Source organism: Roseomonas sp. OT10 (assembly GCF_020991085.1).
Taxonomy (GTDB): Bacteria; Pseudomonadota; Alphaproteobacteria; order Acetobacterales; family Acetobacteraceae; genus Roseomonas; species Roseomonas cutis.
In genome coordinates this window covers 3439135-3453405 of the sequence record NZ_CP087719.1, presented here as the reverse complement: position 1 = coordinate 3453405, position 14271 = coordinate 3439135, and the positions used below count along the sequence as shown (strand labels likewise).

12 protein-coding genes are annotated in these 14271 nt (G+C 76.1%); 11 read left to right on the top strand and 1 reads right to left on the bottom strand.

Features of this window, described 5'->3' with window-relative positions; translation table 11 throughout:
- The first annotated feature begins 131 nt into the window (after window positions 1–131).
- From tsaE to ybaK, 4 genes are read left to right on the top strand one after another with little or no spacing between them, the layout of a single operon-like run.
- Window positions 132–602: a tRNA (adenosine(37)-N6)-threonylcarbamoyltransferase complex ATPase subunit type 1 TsaE gene (gene tsaE, locus LPC08_RS15775; RefSeq protein WP_230449189.1), complete on the top strand. Its 471-nt coding sequence runs from the start codon at window positions 132–134 to the stop codon at window positions 600–602.
- On the top strand, window positions 599–1618 hold the full coding sequence (locus tag LPC08_RS15770; RefSeq protein ID WP_230449188.1) for an aminoglycoside phosphotransferase family protein: 1020 nt from the start codon (window positions 599–601) through the stop codon (window positions 1616–1618). The genes tsaE and LPC08_RS15770 overlap by 4 nt, the downstream gene beginning before the upstream one ends.
- Entirely contained in the window at window positions 1615–2343 is a 729-nt protein-coding gene (locus tag LPC08_RS15765) for a nucleotidyltransferase family protein (RefSeq protein WP_230449187.1), read from the top strand. Before LPC08_RS15770 ends, LPC08_RS15765 begins: the two co-directional genes overlap by 4 nt.
- A 22-nt stretch (window positions 2344–2365) precedes the next feature.
- On the top strand, window positions 2366–2839 hold the full coding sequence (ybaK, locus tag LPC08_RS15760; protein ID WP_230449186.1) for a Cys-tRNA(Pro) deacylase: 474 nt from the start codon (window positions 2366–2368) through the stop codon (window positions 2837–2839).
- A 28-nt stretch (window positions 2840–2867) separates the two neighbouring features.
- Here the strand turns inward: ybaK and LPC08_RS15755 are convergent, their stop codons facing one another.
- Window positions 2868–3347 carry a YbaK/EbsC family protein gene (locus LPC08_RS15755; protein WP_230449185.1) on the bottom strand — a complete coding sequence of 160 codons (480 nt, stop codon included), beginning with the start codon at window positions 3345–3347 and terminating at the stop codon, window positions 2868–2870.
- A 196-nt stretch (window positions 3348–3543) separates the two neighbouring features.
- Here LPC08_RS15755 and addB point away from each other — a divergent pair, with 196 nt between their 5' ends.
- From addB to tolA, 7 genes are all read left to right on the top strand, one after another.
- Window positions 3544–6636: a double-strand break repair protein AddB gene (gene addB / locus LPC08_RS15750; protein ID WP_230449184.1), complete on the top strand. Its 3093-nt coding sequence runs from the start codon at window positions 3544–3546 to the stop codon at window positions 6634–6636.
- Window positions 6633–10082: a double-strand break repair helicase AddA gene (gene addA / locus LPC08_RS15745; protein ID WP_230449183.1), complete on the top strand. Its 3450-nt coding sequence runs from the start codon at window positions 6633–6635 to the stop codon at window positions 10080–10082. The genes addB and addA overlap by 4 nt, the downstream gene beginning before the upstream one ends.
- A 238-nt stretch (window positions 10083–10320) precedes the next feature.
- A complete protein-coding gene (gene mbfA / locus LPC08_RS15740) occupies window positions 10321–11277 on the top strand; it encodes an iron exporter MbfA (RefSeq protein ID WP_230449182.1) in 957 nt (318 codons plus the stop codon).
- A gap of 128 nt (window positions 11278–11405) precedes the next feature.
- Window positions 11406–11825 carry a YbgC/FadM family acyl-CoA thioesterase gene (locus LPC08_RS15735; RefSeq protein ID WP_230449181.1) on the top strand — a complete coding sequence of 140 codons (420 nt, stop codon included), beginning with the start codon at window positions 11406–11408 and terminating at the stop codon, window positions 11823–11825.
- 69 nt (window positions 11826–11894) lie between these two features.
- Window positions 11895–12593, top strand: a complete 699-nt coding sequence (gene tolQ, locus LPC08_RS15730) for a protein TolQ (RefSeq protein ID WP_370643358.1) — start codon at window positions 11895–11897, stop codon at window positions 12591–12593.
- 55 nt (window positions 12594–12648) lie between these two features.
- Window positions 12649–13104 carry a protein TolR gene (gene tolR, locus LPC08_RS15725; protein WP_441295843.1) on the top strand — a complete coding sequence of 152 codons (456 nt, stop codon included), beginning with the start codon at window positions 12649–12651 and terminating at the stop codon, window positions 13102–13104.
- 28 nt (window positions 13105–13132) lie between these two features.
- On the top strand, window positions 13133–14212 hold the full coding sequence (gene tolA / locus LPC08_RS15720) for a cell envelope integrity protein TolA (RefSeq protein WP_230449178.1): 1080 nt from the start codon (window positions 13133–13135) through the stop codon (window positions 14210–14212).
- Window positions 14213–14271: the final 59 nt, after the last annotated feature.

The following is a 14271-nucleotide window of genomic DNA, read 5'->3' as shown; positions in this document are numbered from 1 at the left end:
TCCTGGCGCCCCGGGGGAGGGGAAGCCGTGGCGTGGCGGGCACACCGGCCGGCGGGACGCAGGGCTGCGTCCGGACCGGTTCGGCCGCGCTTGTCCGGGCCGGCACCGCCGGGGCAAGGTGCGGCCGCGCCATGACTCCTGCCATCGACCTCGTGCTGCCCGACCTGGCGGCCACGGAAGCGCTTGCCGCCCGTGCCGCAGCCCTGTCGCGGCCGGGGGACACCTTGCTGCTGGAGGGGCCGCTGGGGGCGGGGAAGTCCGCCTTCGCCCGTGCCTTCCTGCGCGCCGCGGCGGGCGATCCGGGGCTCGAGGTGCCCTCTCCCACCTTCACCCTGGTCCAGGGCTACGCGCTGCCACGCGGCACGGCGCATCACTTCGACCTCTACCGCCTGGACGGCCCGGGGGGACTCGAGGAGCTGGGCTGGGAGGAGGCACGGGAGGGCATCGTGCTGGTGGAATGGCCCGACCGCCTGGGGCCGCATGCCCCCGCCGACGCGCTGCGGCTGCGGCTGGTGCCGGAGGGGGAGGAGCGGCGTGCCCTGCGCCTCGCCGGCTGGCCCGGCCGGCTGGAGCGCCTCGCCGCCGCGGGGGCCGCGGCGTGAGCGCGCCGCACCCCGTTGCCGAGTCCTTCCTCGCCCGCCACGGCTATGCCGGCGCCGCGCGGGAGGCGCTGCCCGGCGATGCCGGCCGCCGCCGCTACACCCGGCTGCGCGGCGGGCCGCGCCCGGCGCTGCTGATGGACTGCTCCGCCGAGCCGGAGGTCGACCTGCACCCCTTCCTGCGCCTCGCCGCGCCGCTGGCGGCGGGGGGGCTCTCCGTCCCCGCCATCCTGGCGCGGGAGGCGGCGGCGGGCCTGCTGCTGGTCGAGGATCTGGGCGAGGAGACCCACGCCGCCCTGCTGGATTCCGGTGCCGACCCTGTGCCGCTCTACGCCGCCGCCGGGGGGGCGCTGGCCGTCCTGCACGGCCTGCCGGTGCCGCCCGGCCTGCCGCGCTGGGGGGCGGCCGAGATGGCGAAGGCGGCCGCTGCGACCTTCCTCGACTGGTGGTGGCCGGCAGCGCTGGGCCATCGGCCCGATGCGGCCGCCCGTGCCGGCTTCGAGGCCGCCCTGCGCGAGACGGTCGCGCCCTTCGAGCCCGCCGGGGCGGCGGACGGCGTCATCGTCCACCGCGACTACTTCCCCGCCAACCTGACCCGCGTGCCGGGCCGCGAGGGGGTGGCGGCGGTCGGGCTGCTGGACTTCCAGGACGGCGCGCTGGGCAACGGGGCCTACGACCTGGTCAGCCTGGTCGAGGATGCCCGGCGCGATGTCGCCCCCGCCGCGCGGGAGGCCGCGATCGCCGCCTACCTCGCCGGCCGGCCGGGCGAGGAGCCGGCGCGGCTCGCCGCCGCCATGGCCGCGCTGGGGGCGGTGCGCCACCTGCGCGTCGCCTCCCTCTGGGTGCGGCTGGAGCGGCGCGACGGCAAGCCGCGCTACCTCGTCCACGGCCCGCGCTGCTGGGCGCTGCTGGCCCGCAGCCTGTCGCATCCCGCCGCGGCGCCGCTCGCCGCCTTCCTCGATCGTCACGTGCCGCCGGAGGCACGCCGCAACCCCCCGCCCGAAGGTCTGGCCGCGTGATCGCATTGCAGGACGCCATGGTGCTCGCGGCCGGCCTCGGCCAGCGCATGCGCCCGCTGACGGAAACCACGCCCAAGCCCCTGCTGACCCTGGAGGGGCAGTCGCTGCTGGATCATGTGCTGGACCGGCTGGCGGCCTCGGGCGTGCGGCACGTGGTGGTGAACGCCTTCCACCTGGCGCCGCAGATCGTCGCGGCCTGTGCGGCGCGGACCGATCTCGCCGTCGAGGTGGTCGTCGAGGACACGCTGCTGGAGACGGGGGGAGGGGTGCGCAACGCCCTGCCGCGGCTCGGCGGGGCGCCCTTCGCGGTGATCAATGGCGACGCCTTCTGGCTGGACGGGCCGACCCCCGCCCTGACCCGCATGGCCGGGGCCTTCGAGCCGGCGACGATGGACGTGCTGCTGCTGCTGGTCCGCACCTCCCTGGTCGAGGGCGATGTCGGGCGCGGCGACTTCCTGCTGGACCCGCTGGGCCGGGTGCGGCGGCCGAAGGAGCGGGAGGTGGCGCCCTACCTCTTCGCGGGGGTGCAGATCCTGCGGCCCGAGGCCTTCGAGGGCACGCCGGAGGAAGGGCCCTGGTCGCTCAACCGGCTCTACGACCGGGCGATCGAGGCGGGGCGCTGCTTCGCCGTGGTGCATGACGGGGCGTGGTTCCACCTCTCCACGCCGCCGGACCTGGAGCGCACGGAGCGCCGGCTGTCGCATGGGCTGGTGCGGCTGTTCTGAGCGCGGGGGCGCGGACCGGGCGATGTCGAAGGCCACCCGCGCGACGCAGGCCCTGGCCAGGGCCGGGGCGGACTTCACCCTGCACGAATACGCCTACGACCCGCAGGCCGACCGGATCGGGATGCAGGCGGCCGAGGCGCTGGGCGCCCCGCCATCCCGCGTGCTGAAGACGCTGATGGCGCTGGTGGACGGCAGACCGGTTTGCGTCGTTGTGCCGTCGGACCGCGAGGTGTCGATGAAGCGCCTCGCGGCCGCGATGCAGGGCCGGTCGGCCGCCATGATGAAGCCCGCCGAGGCGGAGCGGGTCACCGGCTACCATGTCGGCGGCATCTCGCCCTTCGGGCAGCGGCGTGGCGTTCCCGCCGTGCTGGAGGAGTCGGCGCTGCGGGAGGACAGGGTCTTCGTCAATGGCGGGCAGCGGGGGCTCCAGCTGGAGCTGAGCCCCGCCACGCTGCGCGACCTGCTCGGCGCCCGGGTCGCCGCGGTGGTGACCTGACGCGATGCCCCCAGCCGGGCTGGCCCGGTCAGCCCGCCTCCGCCGGGACCTCCTGGCACACATCCACCCATTCCGCCCCCACCAGCTCCGCCATCCGCACCGGCGCCACCCGCACCGCCGCATGGGTCCCGCCGGCCGCCGGGATGACCTCGGCGAAGTCGCGCAGCGACACGTCGCAATAGACCGGCAGAGGTGTCGCTAGGCCGAAGGGACAGACGCCGCCCACCGGATGGCCGGTGAGCGCCGCGACCTCCTCCGCCCCCAGCATCCGCGGCTTCGTTCCGAAGGCGGCCTTCATCTTGCGGTTGTCCAGCCGGGCGTCGCCCCGGGCCACCACCAGCACCACCCGTTCGCCCAGGCGGAGCGAGAGGGTCTTGGCGATCTGCCCCGGTTCCACCCCATGCGCGGCGGCGGCGAGCGCCACGGTGGCGCTGCTGGCCTGCGTTTCCAGCACGGTCAGCTCGGGCGCCCGCTCCGCCAGGAAGGCGCGGACGGATTCGACGGTCATCGGCGGGGGCACCTCCGGTTCGGGCAGGGGAGGGCGCCTTCTCTCACGGCCGCCGCCGCCCGCCCAGCGCTCCGCGCCCGGATCGCCTGAAGCAGGCCACCCCAGGGCTACCTCAAGCCGGGCCGCGCCCGCCGCGGGGCGGGGCGACGCAGGCGACGGGTGCGCGGCCCGGGCTTTTCCGGCTATGGGACGGAGGGTGAACCTCTACGAGATTCCCGCGCACCTGCCCTTCCTCGACGCGCTCGCGCGCGGGGTGGTGGCGCTCGCCGGCACCGGCCGCGCCGACCCGGCGGCGCTTGCGCGGACCACCATCCTGCTGCCGACCCGCCGCGCCGCCCGCAGCCTGCGCGAGAGCTTCTTGCGCGCTTCCGGGGAGACCGCGCTCCTGCTGCCGCGCATGCGCCCCCTGGCCGGGCTCTCCGTCGAGGATGCGGAGGAGCTGTCGCTGCCCGCCCTGATGGACATCCCCCCCGCCGTGGATGCCGCGAGGCGGCTCGCGGTGCTGACGGAGATGGTGATGCGCCTGCCGCCGCATTTCGGCGGTCCGTCCCACCCCGACCAGGCCTGGCGCCTGGCGCTGGAGCTCGCGACCCTGCTGGACGAGATGGCGCTGGAGGGCTGCGACCCGGAACGGCTCCCCGGGCTGGTGCCGGAGGGGCTGGCGCAGCACTGGCAGGTGACGCACCTCTTCCTCGGCGGCGTCATCCGGGAATGGCAGTCCTGGCTGGAGCGCCAGGGCCTGTCCGACATCGGCGCCCGCCGCGTCGCCGTCCTCCGCGCCCAGGCGGAGGAGTGGCGCGACGCCCCGCCCGCGCATCCGGTGATCGCCGCCGGGATCGGCGTCGGCGGCACCATCCCGGCCGCGGCCGAGCTGCTCCGCATCCTGGCGCGCACGCCCAACGGCCATGTCGTGCTGCACGGGGCGGGGGAGGAGCTGTCCCCCGAACTGTGGCCGGAGCTGTGCGGCAGCCACACCCACCCGCTGCACGGCCAGTGCCGGCTGCTCCAGGCGATGGACGCCACGGCCGCGGACCTGCGCCCCTGGCCGCACGGCCTGCCCGACGACCGGGGCGGCGAGGCCCGCGCCGCGCTGCTCTCCCGCGCCCTGCTCCCCGCCGCCGCCATCTGCTGCTGGCAGGAGAAGGAGCCCGGCCGCTGGGCGCCGGCGCTGGCCGGCCTCTCCCTGCTGACCGCCCCGGACGAGGCGGGCGAGGCCGCGGCCATCGCCCTGCTCCTGCGCGAAACCCTGGAGACCCCCGGCCACCGCGCCGCGCTGGTGACGCCCGACCGCGACCTGGCCCGGCGCGTGATCGTGGAGCTGGCCCGGCACGGCATCCTGGCCGATGATTCCGCCGGCCAGCCGCTGGGCATGACCTCGGCCGGCGCCTTCCTGCGCCAGATGGCCCGGATGGTGGCGGAGGATTTCGCCCCCGTTCCCACGCTCGCCTGCCTGAAGCACCCGCTCTGCGCCGCGGGGATGGCGCGGCAGGACTGGATCGGCGGCGTGCGCCTGCTGGAGAAGCACGTGCTACGCGGCCCGCGCCCCGCCGCCGGGCTGGCCGGCCTGCGCCTCGCCGCCCAGGCCGCCTTCGCGGCGGAGGAGGACACCCCGCGCGACGAGGCGGCGGAGGGCGACGCGCCCCCGGCCGATCCGCGCGGCGCGGCCGGGCGCGCCGCGCGCCGGCGCGACGGCGCCCGGGTGCTGGCGCTGCTCGACGCGCTGGGCACGGCGCTGGCCGGATTCGACTCGCTGCACGATACGGTGCGCCCGCCCGCCGACCTGCTCGCCGCGCATCTGGCCGCCGCCGAGGCCCTGGCCGCCACCGACGAGCGCCCCGGGGGCCTGCGCCTCTATGCCGGGGAGGAGGGGGAGCCGCTGGCCGTCCACCTCGCCGGGCTGGAACCGGCCATGGCCTGCCTGCCGCCGATCGCCGCCGCCGCCTGGCCCGGCCTGTTCGACGCGCTGCTGGAGGGGCCGCTGGCGCCGGGCGTGCGGCAGATGCGCGGGCGCAAGGGCGGCAGCCACCCGCGCGTGCAGGTGCTGGGCCTGCTGGAGGCCCGGCTGCAATCCTTCGACCGGGTGGTGCTGGGCGCGCTGGAGGAGAGCGTCTGGCCGATCGCGACCGACCCCGGCGCCTGGATGAGCCGGCCGATGCGCCGGGAGTTCGGCCTGCCGGAGCCGGAGGAGCGGATCGGCCGGGTGGCGGCCGACTTCCTCCTCTCCGCCCTCTCGGCGCCCGAGGCCATCCTGTCGCGCGCCCGCAAGCGCGGCGGCAGCCCGACCGTGCAGGCGCGCTGGCTGACCCGGCTGGAGACCTTCCTGGATGGCCAGTCCGGGGAGGGACGGCGCCTCGCCCTGCGCCCCTCGCCGGCCATGGGCTGGGCGGCGGCGCTGGACGTGCCGGTGGCGCCGCGGCCCTGCGCCCGCCCGGCCCCGGCCCCGCCCGCCGATGTGCGTCCGCGCCGGCTGACGGTGACCGACGTCTGGACGCTGAAGGCGGATCCCTACGCCTGGTACGCCAAGCGCCTGCTGAAGCTGAGCCGGCTGGACGAGCTGGATGCCGAGGCCAGCGGCGCCGATTACGGCAGCATCGTGCACGACGCCGTCGCCGCCTGGACCCGTCGCGCCGCTGGCCGCCTCGACGCGGACCAGGCCGCGGAGTGGTTCGAGGAGGCGGCGCTGGAGGCGCTGCGCCGGCACGCGCCGCGCCCGGGCCTCGTCGCCTTCTGGCGCCCGCGCCTGGCGCGCATCGGCGAGTTCCTGCGCGAGCAGGAGTTCCAGCGGCCGCATGTCGCCGCCCGCCATGCCGAGGTGGAGGGCGCGCTGACGCTGGCCTGCGGCGTGCGGCTGGAGGGACGCGCCGACCGGGTGGACGTGCTGGAGGACGGGCGCATCGCCCTGCTGGACTTCAAGACGGGCGCCTTGCCCAGCCACAGCGAGATCCAGGACGGGCGCAAGCCGCAATTGCCGCTGGAGGCGGCCATCGCCGCGCGCGGCGGCTTCGCGGGCATCGGCGGCGCGCCGGTCGCGGTGCTGGAGCACTGGAAGCTCTCCGGCGGCTACGAGGCGGGCGAGACGCGGGTCTTCCAGCCGGCCAAGGGCACGACGCTGGAGGCCCTGGCCGAGGACGCGCTGCACGCCGTGGACGACCTGGCCCGCGAGTTCCTGCTCGGCGAACGGCCCTTCCTCGCCCGGCCGCATCCGGGACGGGCGCCGCAGGGCAGCGACTACGACCACCTCGCGCGTCTGCGCGAATGGGGCGGGGCCGAGGAGGGGGCGGGCGAATGAACCTCCCCCTCTCCAACCGCGAGCGCGCGGCGCAGCTCCAGCGCCTCGCCTCCGATCCCTCGCTCTCCGCCTGGGTGGGCGCCTCGGCCGGCTCGGGCAAGACCAAGGTGCTGACCGACCGCGTCCTGCGCCTGCTGCTGCGCGAGCAGGCGGAGCCGGGGCGCATCCTCTGCCTGACCTTCACCAAGGCCGCCGCCGCCGAGATGGCGACGCGCCTCGCCCGCCGCCTGGGCGAATGGGCGGTGGCCGACGCGGCCGCGCTGCGCGGGAAGATCGAGGCGCTGACGGGCAAGGGCTGCACCGATGCGGAGCTGGATCGCGCCCGCGCCCTGTTCTGCCGCGTGCTGGAGCAGCCGGGCGGGATGCGGATCGCGACGATCCACTCCTTCTGCCAGTCGCTGCTGCGCTCCTTCCCGCTGGAAGCCAACCTGCCGCCGCAGTTCGCTTTGCTGGAGGACGCCGATTCCGCCACCCTGCTGGCGGAGGCGCGGGAGGCGGCGCTGGGCGGCGGCCGCGTGCCGCCCGAGAGCCTGGCGGCGCTGGCCCGCCTCGTCTCGGCGGATTCCATCGCCGGCGCCCTGCGCGAGCTGGCGCGGCACCGCGAGCGGCTGCGCCCGCTGATCGAGGCGCCGGGCGGCAGCATCGCCATCGCCGACCACCTGCGCGACGGGCTCGGCCTGCCCGATGGCGAGCGCGAGGAGGACATGCCGCGCCTCCTCGCCAGCCCGCCCGAGGGAATCCGTGCCGTCTGCGAGACGCTGCTGGGCCACAAGACCAAGACCCAGCGCGACCTGGGCCAGCGCATGCTGGACTTCCTCTCCCTCGACCCCGCCGCGCGCGCGCTGGAGGCGGAGGAGTGGTGGTCCTGCCTGCACACCGACAAGGGGGATCTGCGCAAGGCGCTGGCGGAATACGACGCCCTCGCGCGGGAATCGGAACGCCTCGCCGCGCTGCGCGAGCGCTGGAACGCGCACCGCCTGCTCGGCGCCACCCATGCGCTGCTGACCGCGACGAAGCCCACGCTCGCCGACTACGCCGCGCGCAAGAAGCGCCTCGGCGCGCTCGATTTCGACGACCTGATCCAGTACGCCCAGGCGCTGCTGCGCGATCCCGGCTCGGCCTGGGTGCTGTTCAAGCTCGATGGCGGGCTGGACCACCTGCTGCTGGACGAGGCGCAGGACACCAACCCGACGCAATGGGGCATCGCCGCCTCGCTGGCGGAGGAGTTCTTCGCCGGCTCCGGCACGCGCGCGGCGGGCGAGCGCACGCTCTTCGTCGTGGGCGACGAGAAGCAGTCGATCTACGGCTTCCAGGGCGCCGACGCGCGCGGCTTCGAGCGGTGGGAGCGCCGCTTCGCCGCCCAGGTGGAGCGCGGCGGCTCGCGCTTCGAGCGGGTGCCGCTGGACGTCTCCTTCCGCTCCTGCGCGCCCGTGCTGTCGCTGGTGGACGCCGTCTTCGCGGAGGGGCCGGCCTGCGCGGGCGTGGTGCGGCCGGAATCCCACCTCGCGCACTTCCCCGATCGCGTCGGCCAGGCGGGCATGGTCGAGGTCTGGCCGCTGCTGGAACGCGCCGCCACCGAGGACCCCGAGCCCTGGGTGGTGCCGAAGGAACCCGTCCCCGCCCAGGACCCGGATGCGCAGATGGCGGAGATCCTCGCCGCGCGCATCGCCCACATGATCGCCCGCGAGACCCTGCCGGCGCGCGGCGGCCGCCCGGTGCGGCCGGGCGACATCCTCGTGCTGGTGCGCCGCCGCACGCGGCTGACGGAGCTGCTGGTGCGCCACCTCAAGCGGCGCAACGTGCCGGTGGGGGGCGTGGACCGCATCGCGCTCGTCGAGCAGATCGCGGTGCAGGACCTGCTGGCGCTGTGCGACGTGCTGCTGCTGCCGGAGGACGACCTGCAACTGGCGGCGCTGCTGAAGTCGCCGCTGGTCGGGCTGGACGAGGAGGCGCTCTTCGCCCTTTGCCATGGGCGCGAGGGGCGGCTGTGGCACGCCCTGGTCAAGCACCGCGGCGAGGAGACGGCGCTGGGCCGGGCGGCGAGCTGGATCGCGGACCTCTCCGACCGGGCGGACATCGTCACCCCGCACGCGCTGCTGAGCGAGGTGCTGGGCGAGCATGGCGGCCGCGCGAAGCTGTTGGCCCGCCTCGGCTCCGACGCCATCGACGCGCTGGACGAGCTGCTGAGCGCGGCCCTTCGCCACGAGAACCGCCACCCGCCCTCGCTCCAGGGCTTCGTCCACTGGCTGCGGCGCGGCGGGGCGGAGGTGAAGCGCGAGGCGGAGAATGCAGGCGATGCCGTGCGCATCATGACCGCGCACGGCTCGAAGGGCCTCCAGGCGCCGGTCGTCATCCTGCCGGATGTGGGGAAGGGGGGGATGCGGCCGGTGCTGCTGTGGGACACGGCTGCAACGCCGGGTGGCACGCCGAACCGGCCGGACCTCCCGCTCTGGGCGCCGCGTAAGGAGTTCCAGGCGCCCGCCTGGAAGGAGGCGGACCGCCGCCGCCAGGAGGCCGAGGCGGAGGAGGAGAACCGCCTCCTCTACGTCGCGCTCACCCGCGCCGAGGACCGGCTTCTGGTCTGCGGCCAGGAGCCCAAGCAGCGCGCGGGGCGCGAGACCACCTGGCACGCCCTCGTCCGGCAGGGCATGGCCCGCTGCCCCGGCGTGGAGGAGGAGGCGTTCGACCCCGCCGGCTTCGGCGCCCCGGCCGGTGCGGCCTTCGCCGGGCCGCTGCTGCGCCTGCGCTCCGAGCAGACCGCGCCGCCGCGTGCCGAGCCCGCCCCCGCCCGCATCGACCCCGCCGCCCTGCCGGGCTGGGCGCACCGCCCCGCCCCGCCCGAGGCGTCGGAGGACCCGATCGCCCCCTCCCGCCTCGCCGGCGAGGAGGTGGAGCCGGCGGCCGCGCCGCACGGGGCGGGCGATCCCTCCGGCCGCCGCTTCCGGCGCGGGCTGCTGATCCATGGCCTGTTGCAGCACCTGCCGGACCACCCGCCCGCCGCCCGCGCGGCCCTGGCCCGGCGCCACCTCGCGCGACCCGGCCATGGGCTGACCCCGGAGGAGCAGGATGCGACGCTGGCCGAGGTGATGGGGGTGCTGGACCACCCGGCGCTGGCCGATGCCTTCGGCCCGGACAGCCTAGCCGAGGCGCCGCTCGCGGGCCGCGTGGACGGCATGCCCATCGCGGGGCAGGTGGACCGGCTGTGGATCGGCCCCGACCGGGCGCTGATCGTGGACTACAAGTCGAACCGCCCGCCGCCGAGCCGGGTGGAGGACGTCTCGCCCGCCTATCTGCGCCAGATGGCCGCCTACCGCGCCGTGCTGCGCGCCGCCTGGCCGGGGCGGACGGTGGGCTGCGCCCTGGTCTGGACCTGGTCGGGGCGGGTGATGGAACTGCCGGCGGCGCTGCTGGACGCGCACGCCCCGCGCCGGGAGGCACCGCCCTGACGGCCGCCGGGCCTTCCCTGCGCCAGCATCGGCCGCCTGGGCCAGGCTGCTCGGCGTCGGGCCGTCATCCGGTCGTGCTTGCGGGATGATGGCCGGGCGCGGCCAAAGCCGGGATGAGGGCCCGTCACGGGGAACGAGGCGGCCAATCGGCTCCGACTGAAGTTGCAACTGCAAGTGAGTTGCTTTAAGTTATTGATATAGCTTGATAATTATGGCGGGGCGTGAGAAGCCCGCCGTCATGCAGCGGTTCGACGACCTGACGGAGCGGGAGATCCTGGCCGTCGCCATCTCCAGCGAGGAGGAGGACGGGCGCATCTACCGCGACTTCGCGGAGACCCTCCGCCCGACCCATCCCGATACCGCCGGTGTCTTCGACGAGATGGCGACGCAGGAGGAGAGCCACCGCCGCGCGCTGCTCGACCTCTATGCCGGGCGCTTCGGCCACCACATTCCGCTCATCCGGCGCGACCACATCCACGGTGCCCCGCGGCGTGCCCCGGCCTGGCGTGTCATGGCCCAGGGCATCGAGGCGATCCGGCGCCACGCGCAGCAAATGGAGGCGGATGCGGGCCGCTTCTACCTCCAGGCCGCCGCGCGTTCCGGCGATACCGCCACCCGCCGCCTGCTGGGTGACCTGGCCGCGGCGGAGGGCGACCACCTCCAGCGCGCCGGCGCCATCGCCGACCGCCGCCTGGACCTGCCCGCGCGCCAGGCCGAGGACCAGGAGGCCCGCCGTCGGCTGGTGCTCCAGATCATCCAGCCCGGGCTGGTGGGGCTGATGGACGGCTCCGTCTCCACCCTCGCGCCGGTCTTCGCCGCGGCCTTCGCGACCCGCGAGCCCCGCGACGCCCTCGTCGTCGGTCTGGCCGCGAGCCTCGGTGCGGGGATCAGCATGGGCTTCGCCGAGGCCCTGGCCGATGACGGCAGGCTCTCCGGCCGCGGGGCGCCGCTGCTGCGCGGGCTGGTCTGCGGGCTGATGACGACGCTGGGCGGGCTGGGCCACACGCTGCCCTTCCTCATCCCGGACTTCCGCCTGGCCATCGGCCTGGCGGGCGCGGCGACGCTGGTCGAGCTGGCGGCTATCACCTGGGTGCAGGCCCGCTTCATGGGGACGCCGCCTCTCTCCGCCGCCGCCAAGGTGGTGCTGGGCGGGGCGCTGGTGGTGGCCGCCGGCATCCTGATCGGCAGCGGCTGACCCCGGGGGCGGGGCCGCCGTCCCGGCCCGGAAAGCGGGGGGCCGGGGGCAACGGGCACCGGGCGGCCCGCATCGCCGCCTCCGCCGGCCCTGGCGCTGGGCCGCGAAGCCGGGTAACCGCCCGCGGGATGCACGCGCACCGCTTCCCCATCCGGGTCTATTTCGAGGACACCGACGCGGGCGCCGTCGCCTATCATGCCAGCTATCTCCGCTGGGCAGAGCGGGCACGCACGGAATCCTTGCGCGACATGGGCTTGCCGCACCAACTTCTGATCGAACGTCACAATTTGTTCCTCGTGGTGCGGCGCATCGAAGTGGAGTATCTGCGCCCGGCCAGGCTGGACGACGCCCTGGTGGTCGAGACGCGGGTGACGCGGCTGGGCGGGGCGTCGCTCGATCTGGCGCAGGACGTGACGGATGAGGACGGCGGGGTGCGGGCGCGGCTCAGGGTGGGGCTGGTCTGCGTCAGCCGGGAGGGGCTTCGCGCGGCGCGCATCCCCGAGCCCTGGTCCTCCGCCCTGGCGGATGTCGTGGTCCGTCCGGCCTGATCGCCGGGGGATCGAGAGGGGAAGGATGGCCCGGTGGGTGACGGAGTGACGGCGAGCAACCTCGCCCCCATGGCGCACGACCTGTCGCTCTGGGGCCTGTTCCTGCAGGCCGACTGGGTGGTGAAGGCGGTGATGGTCGGCCTGCTGCTGGCCAGCGTCTGGGTCTGGGCGATCGTCTTCGAGAAGGTCACCTCGATCCGCCGCGCCAACCGCGCCGCCGATGCCTTCGAGGAGAAGTTCTGGTCCGGCGGCTCCCTGGAGGAGCTGCAGCGCAGCGAGGGCGACCGCCCGACCCATCCGCTGGCCGCCGTCTTCGGCGCCGGGATGCGCGAGTGGCAGGCGAGCACCTCCGGCTCCGTCGGCGCCGCCGTCGCCCTGATGGGGGTGAAGGAGCGCGCCGACCGCGCCATGGCCGTGACCATCGGCCGCGAGATGGAGCGGCTGGAGCGCTGGATGGTCTTCCTGGCCTCGGTCGGCTCGGTCGGCCCCTTCGTCGGCCTGTTCGGCACGGTCTGGGGCATCATGAACTCCTTCAGCGCCATCGCCGGCAACAACAACACCAACCTCGCCGTGGTGGCGCCGGGCATCGCCGAGGCCCTCTTCGCCACCGCCATCGGCCTCGTCGCCGCCATCCCGGCGGTGCTGGCCTACAACAAGATCAACACCGACCTGTCGCGCTACGCCGCGCGGCTGGAAGCCTTCGCCGCCGAGTTCGGCACCATCCTCTCGCGCCAGGCCGAAGAGGTCCCGGCCGCCAGCCCGGCCTGACCCCGTGGCCGTCTCGCTGAACGCGCCGGGCAAGGGGCGCTCCCGCTACCGCCCGATGGCGGAGATCAACGTCACGCCGCTGGTCGACGTGATGCTGGTGCTGCTGATCATCTTCATGGTGGCCGCGCCCCTGATGACCTCGGGCGTCGCGGTCGACCTGCCCAAGACCAGCGCCGCGCCGCTGAACCAGGAGCAGGAGCCGCTGACCGTCACCGTCGACCCGCAGGGCAAGATCTTCCTGCAGGACACGGAGATCGACCTTGCCGCCCTGGTGCCCAGGCTGGAGGCGATCCGCGCCGAGCAGCAGCCGGGCGCGCCGGAGCGGCGGATCTTCGTGCGTGGCGACCGCACCAACTCCTATGGCCGGGTGATGGAGGTCATGGGTGCCGTGGTCTCCTCCGGCTTCACCCGCGTCGCCCTGCTGGCGGAGCAGCCGGCCGGCGGCGCGCGCCCGGCGGGCCAGCCCGCATCCGGCAGCCGGCCGGCCGCCGCGCGCCCGCCGGCGCGCTGAGGGCCGCCGGGTCGGGGAGGGGATGCGAATGCGCTGGCCGCGCGGATTGCGCGCCTGGGCCTGGATCTCGGCGGGACTGCACGGCCTCGTCATCCTGGCGCTGCTGCTGAAGCTGCCGGGCCGCGAGCTGCCCGAACCGCAGGAGATGGGGATTCCGGTCGAGGTCGTCTCCGACCTGCCGACGCAGCTCGCCCACGCCCCGGCCCCCATCGCCGCCCCCAACCCGCCCAGCGAGGACCAGGCGCCGCCCGCGACCGCGCCCGTGCCGCTGCCGCCGCCCCCGGAGCCGCCGCGCGAGGCGCCGCCCGAACCGCCGCCGCCCCCACCCCCGCCGCCGCCCGCCCCGGCACCGACGCCGACCCCGCCGGCGCCGACCCCACCGCCGCCACGTCCCACGCCGCCCAGCCCGCCGCCCCCGCCGCCGGCGCCGACGCCGGAGCCGGTGCGCCAGCCCCCGCCGCCGCCGCCACCGCCCACCCCGCCGCCGCCCCGCCCGCCGGAGCCGCCGCGGCCGCAGACCCCGCCGCGCCCGACGCCGACCCCGCCGGCGCCGACCCCGCCGCCGCGCCAGCCGCCACCCCCGCAGCCCAGCCAGCAGGCCGGCACCGGGCGCACGCCGCCGGTGCAGCGGCCGGAGGAGCGAAGCAGCACGGTGCAGAACACGCTGGAGCGCCTGCGCGCGCAGCAGCAGGCGCAGCAGACGCCGCCGCGCGGCCGCCCGAACTCCGCGCCCGCCGCTGCCGCCGGCGCGCCCGCGGCCGGGGGCAGCCCGGGTGGCGGTGCACCCAGCGGAACGGCGGCGCTCTCTGCCGGCGAGCGCACGGCGCTGGCCAACACCATCAGCGAATGCTGGGCGGTGGACAGCGGCGCGCTGAACGTCTCCTCGATCGTGGTGGAGCTGCGGGTGGAGGTCGATGCCGGCGGCACGGTGCGCAACGTGCGCCCCAACGGCTCGGCGCCGAGCGAGCCGCGGGCGCGGGCCGTATTCGACGCCGCGCGCCGCGCGCTGATGGACCCGCGCTGCAACCCGCTGCCGCTGCCGCGCGAGCGTCTCGCGGCGTTGCGCGACACGGTCTTCCGTTTCAACCCGCGCGACTTCGCGCGCTGAGCGATGCCGGGCGCCACGCTTCGTGACACGCGCGGGGCTTGATTTGACGGGCGATCCGG

Coding starts and splice junctions, on each gene's coding strand:
- tolA (WP_230449178.1), top strand. CDS start 13,133: ATGCGCTGGCCGCGCGGATTGCGCGCCTGGGCCTGGATCTCGGCGGGA.
- tolR (WP_441295843.1), top strand. CDS start 12,649: ATGGCGGAGATCAACGTCACGCCGCTGGTCGACGTGATGCTGGTGCTG.
- tsaE (WP_230449189.1), top strand. CDS start 132: ATGACTCCTGCCATCGACCTCGTGCTGCCCGACCTGGCGGCCACGGAA.
- tolQ (WP_370643358.1), top strand. CDS start 11,895: ATGGCGCACGACCTGTCGCTCTGGGGCCTGTTCCTGCAGGCCGACTGG.
- LPC08_RS15735 (WP_230449181.1), top strand. CDS start 11,406: ATGCACGCGCACCGCTTCCCCATCCGGGTCTATTTCGAGGACACCGAC.
- LPC08_RS15755 (WP_230449185.1), bottom strand. CDS start 3,347: ATGACCGTCGAATCCGTCCGCGCCTTCCTGGCGGAGCGGGCGCCCGAG.
- mbfA (WP_230449182.1), top strand. CDS start 10,321: ATGCAGCGGTTCGACGACCTGACGGAGCGGGAGATCCTGGCCGTCGCC.
- addA (WP_230449183.1), top strand. CDS start 6,633: ATGAACCTCCCCCTCTCCAACCGCGAGCGCGCGGCGCAGCTCCAGCGC.
- ybaK (WP_230449186.1), top strand. CDS start 2,366: ATGTCGAAGGCCACCCGCGCGACGCAGGCCCTGGCCAGGGCCGGGGCG.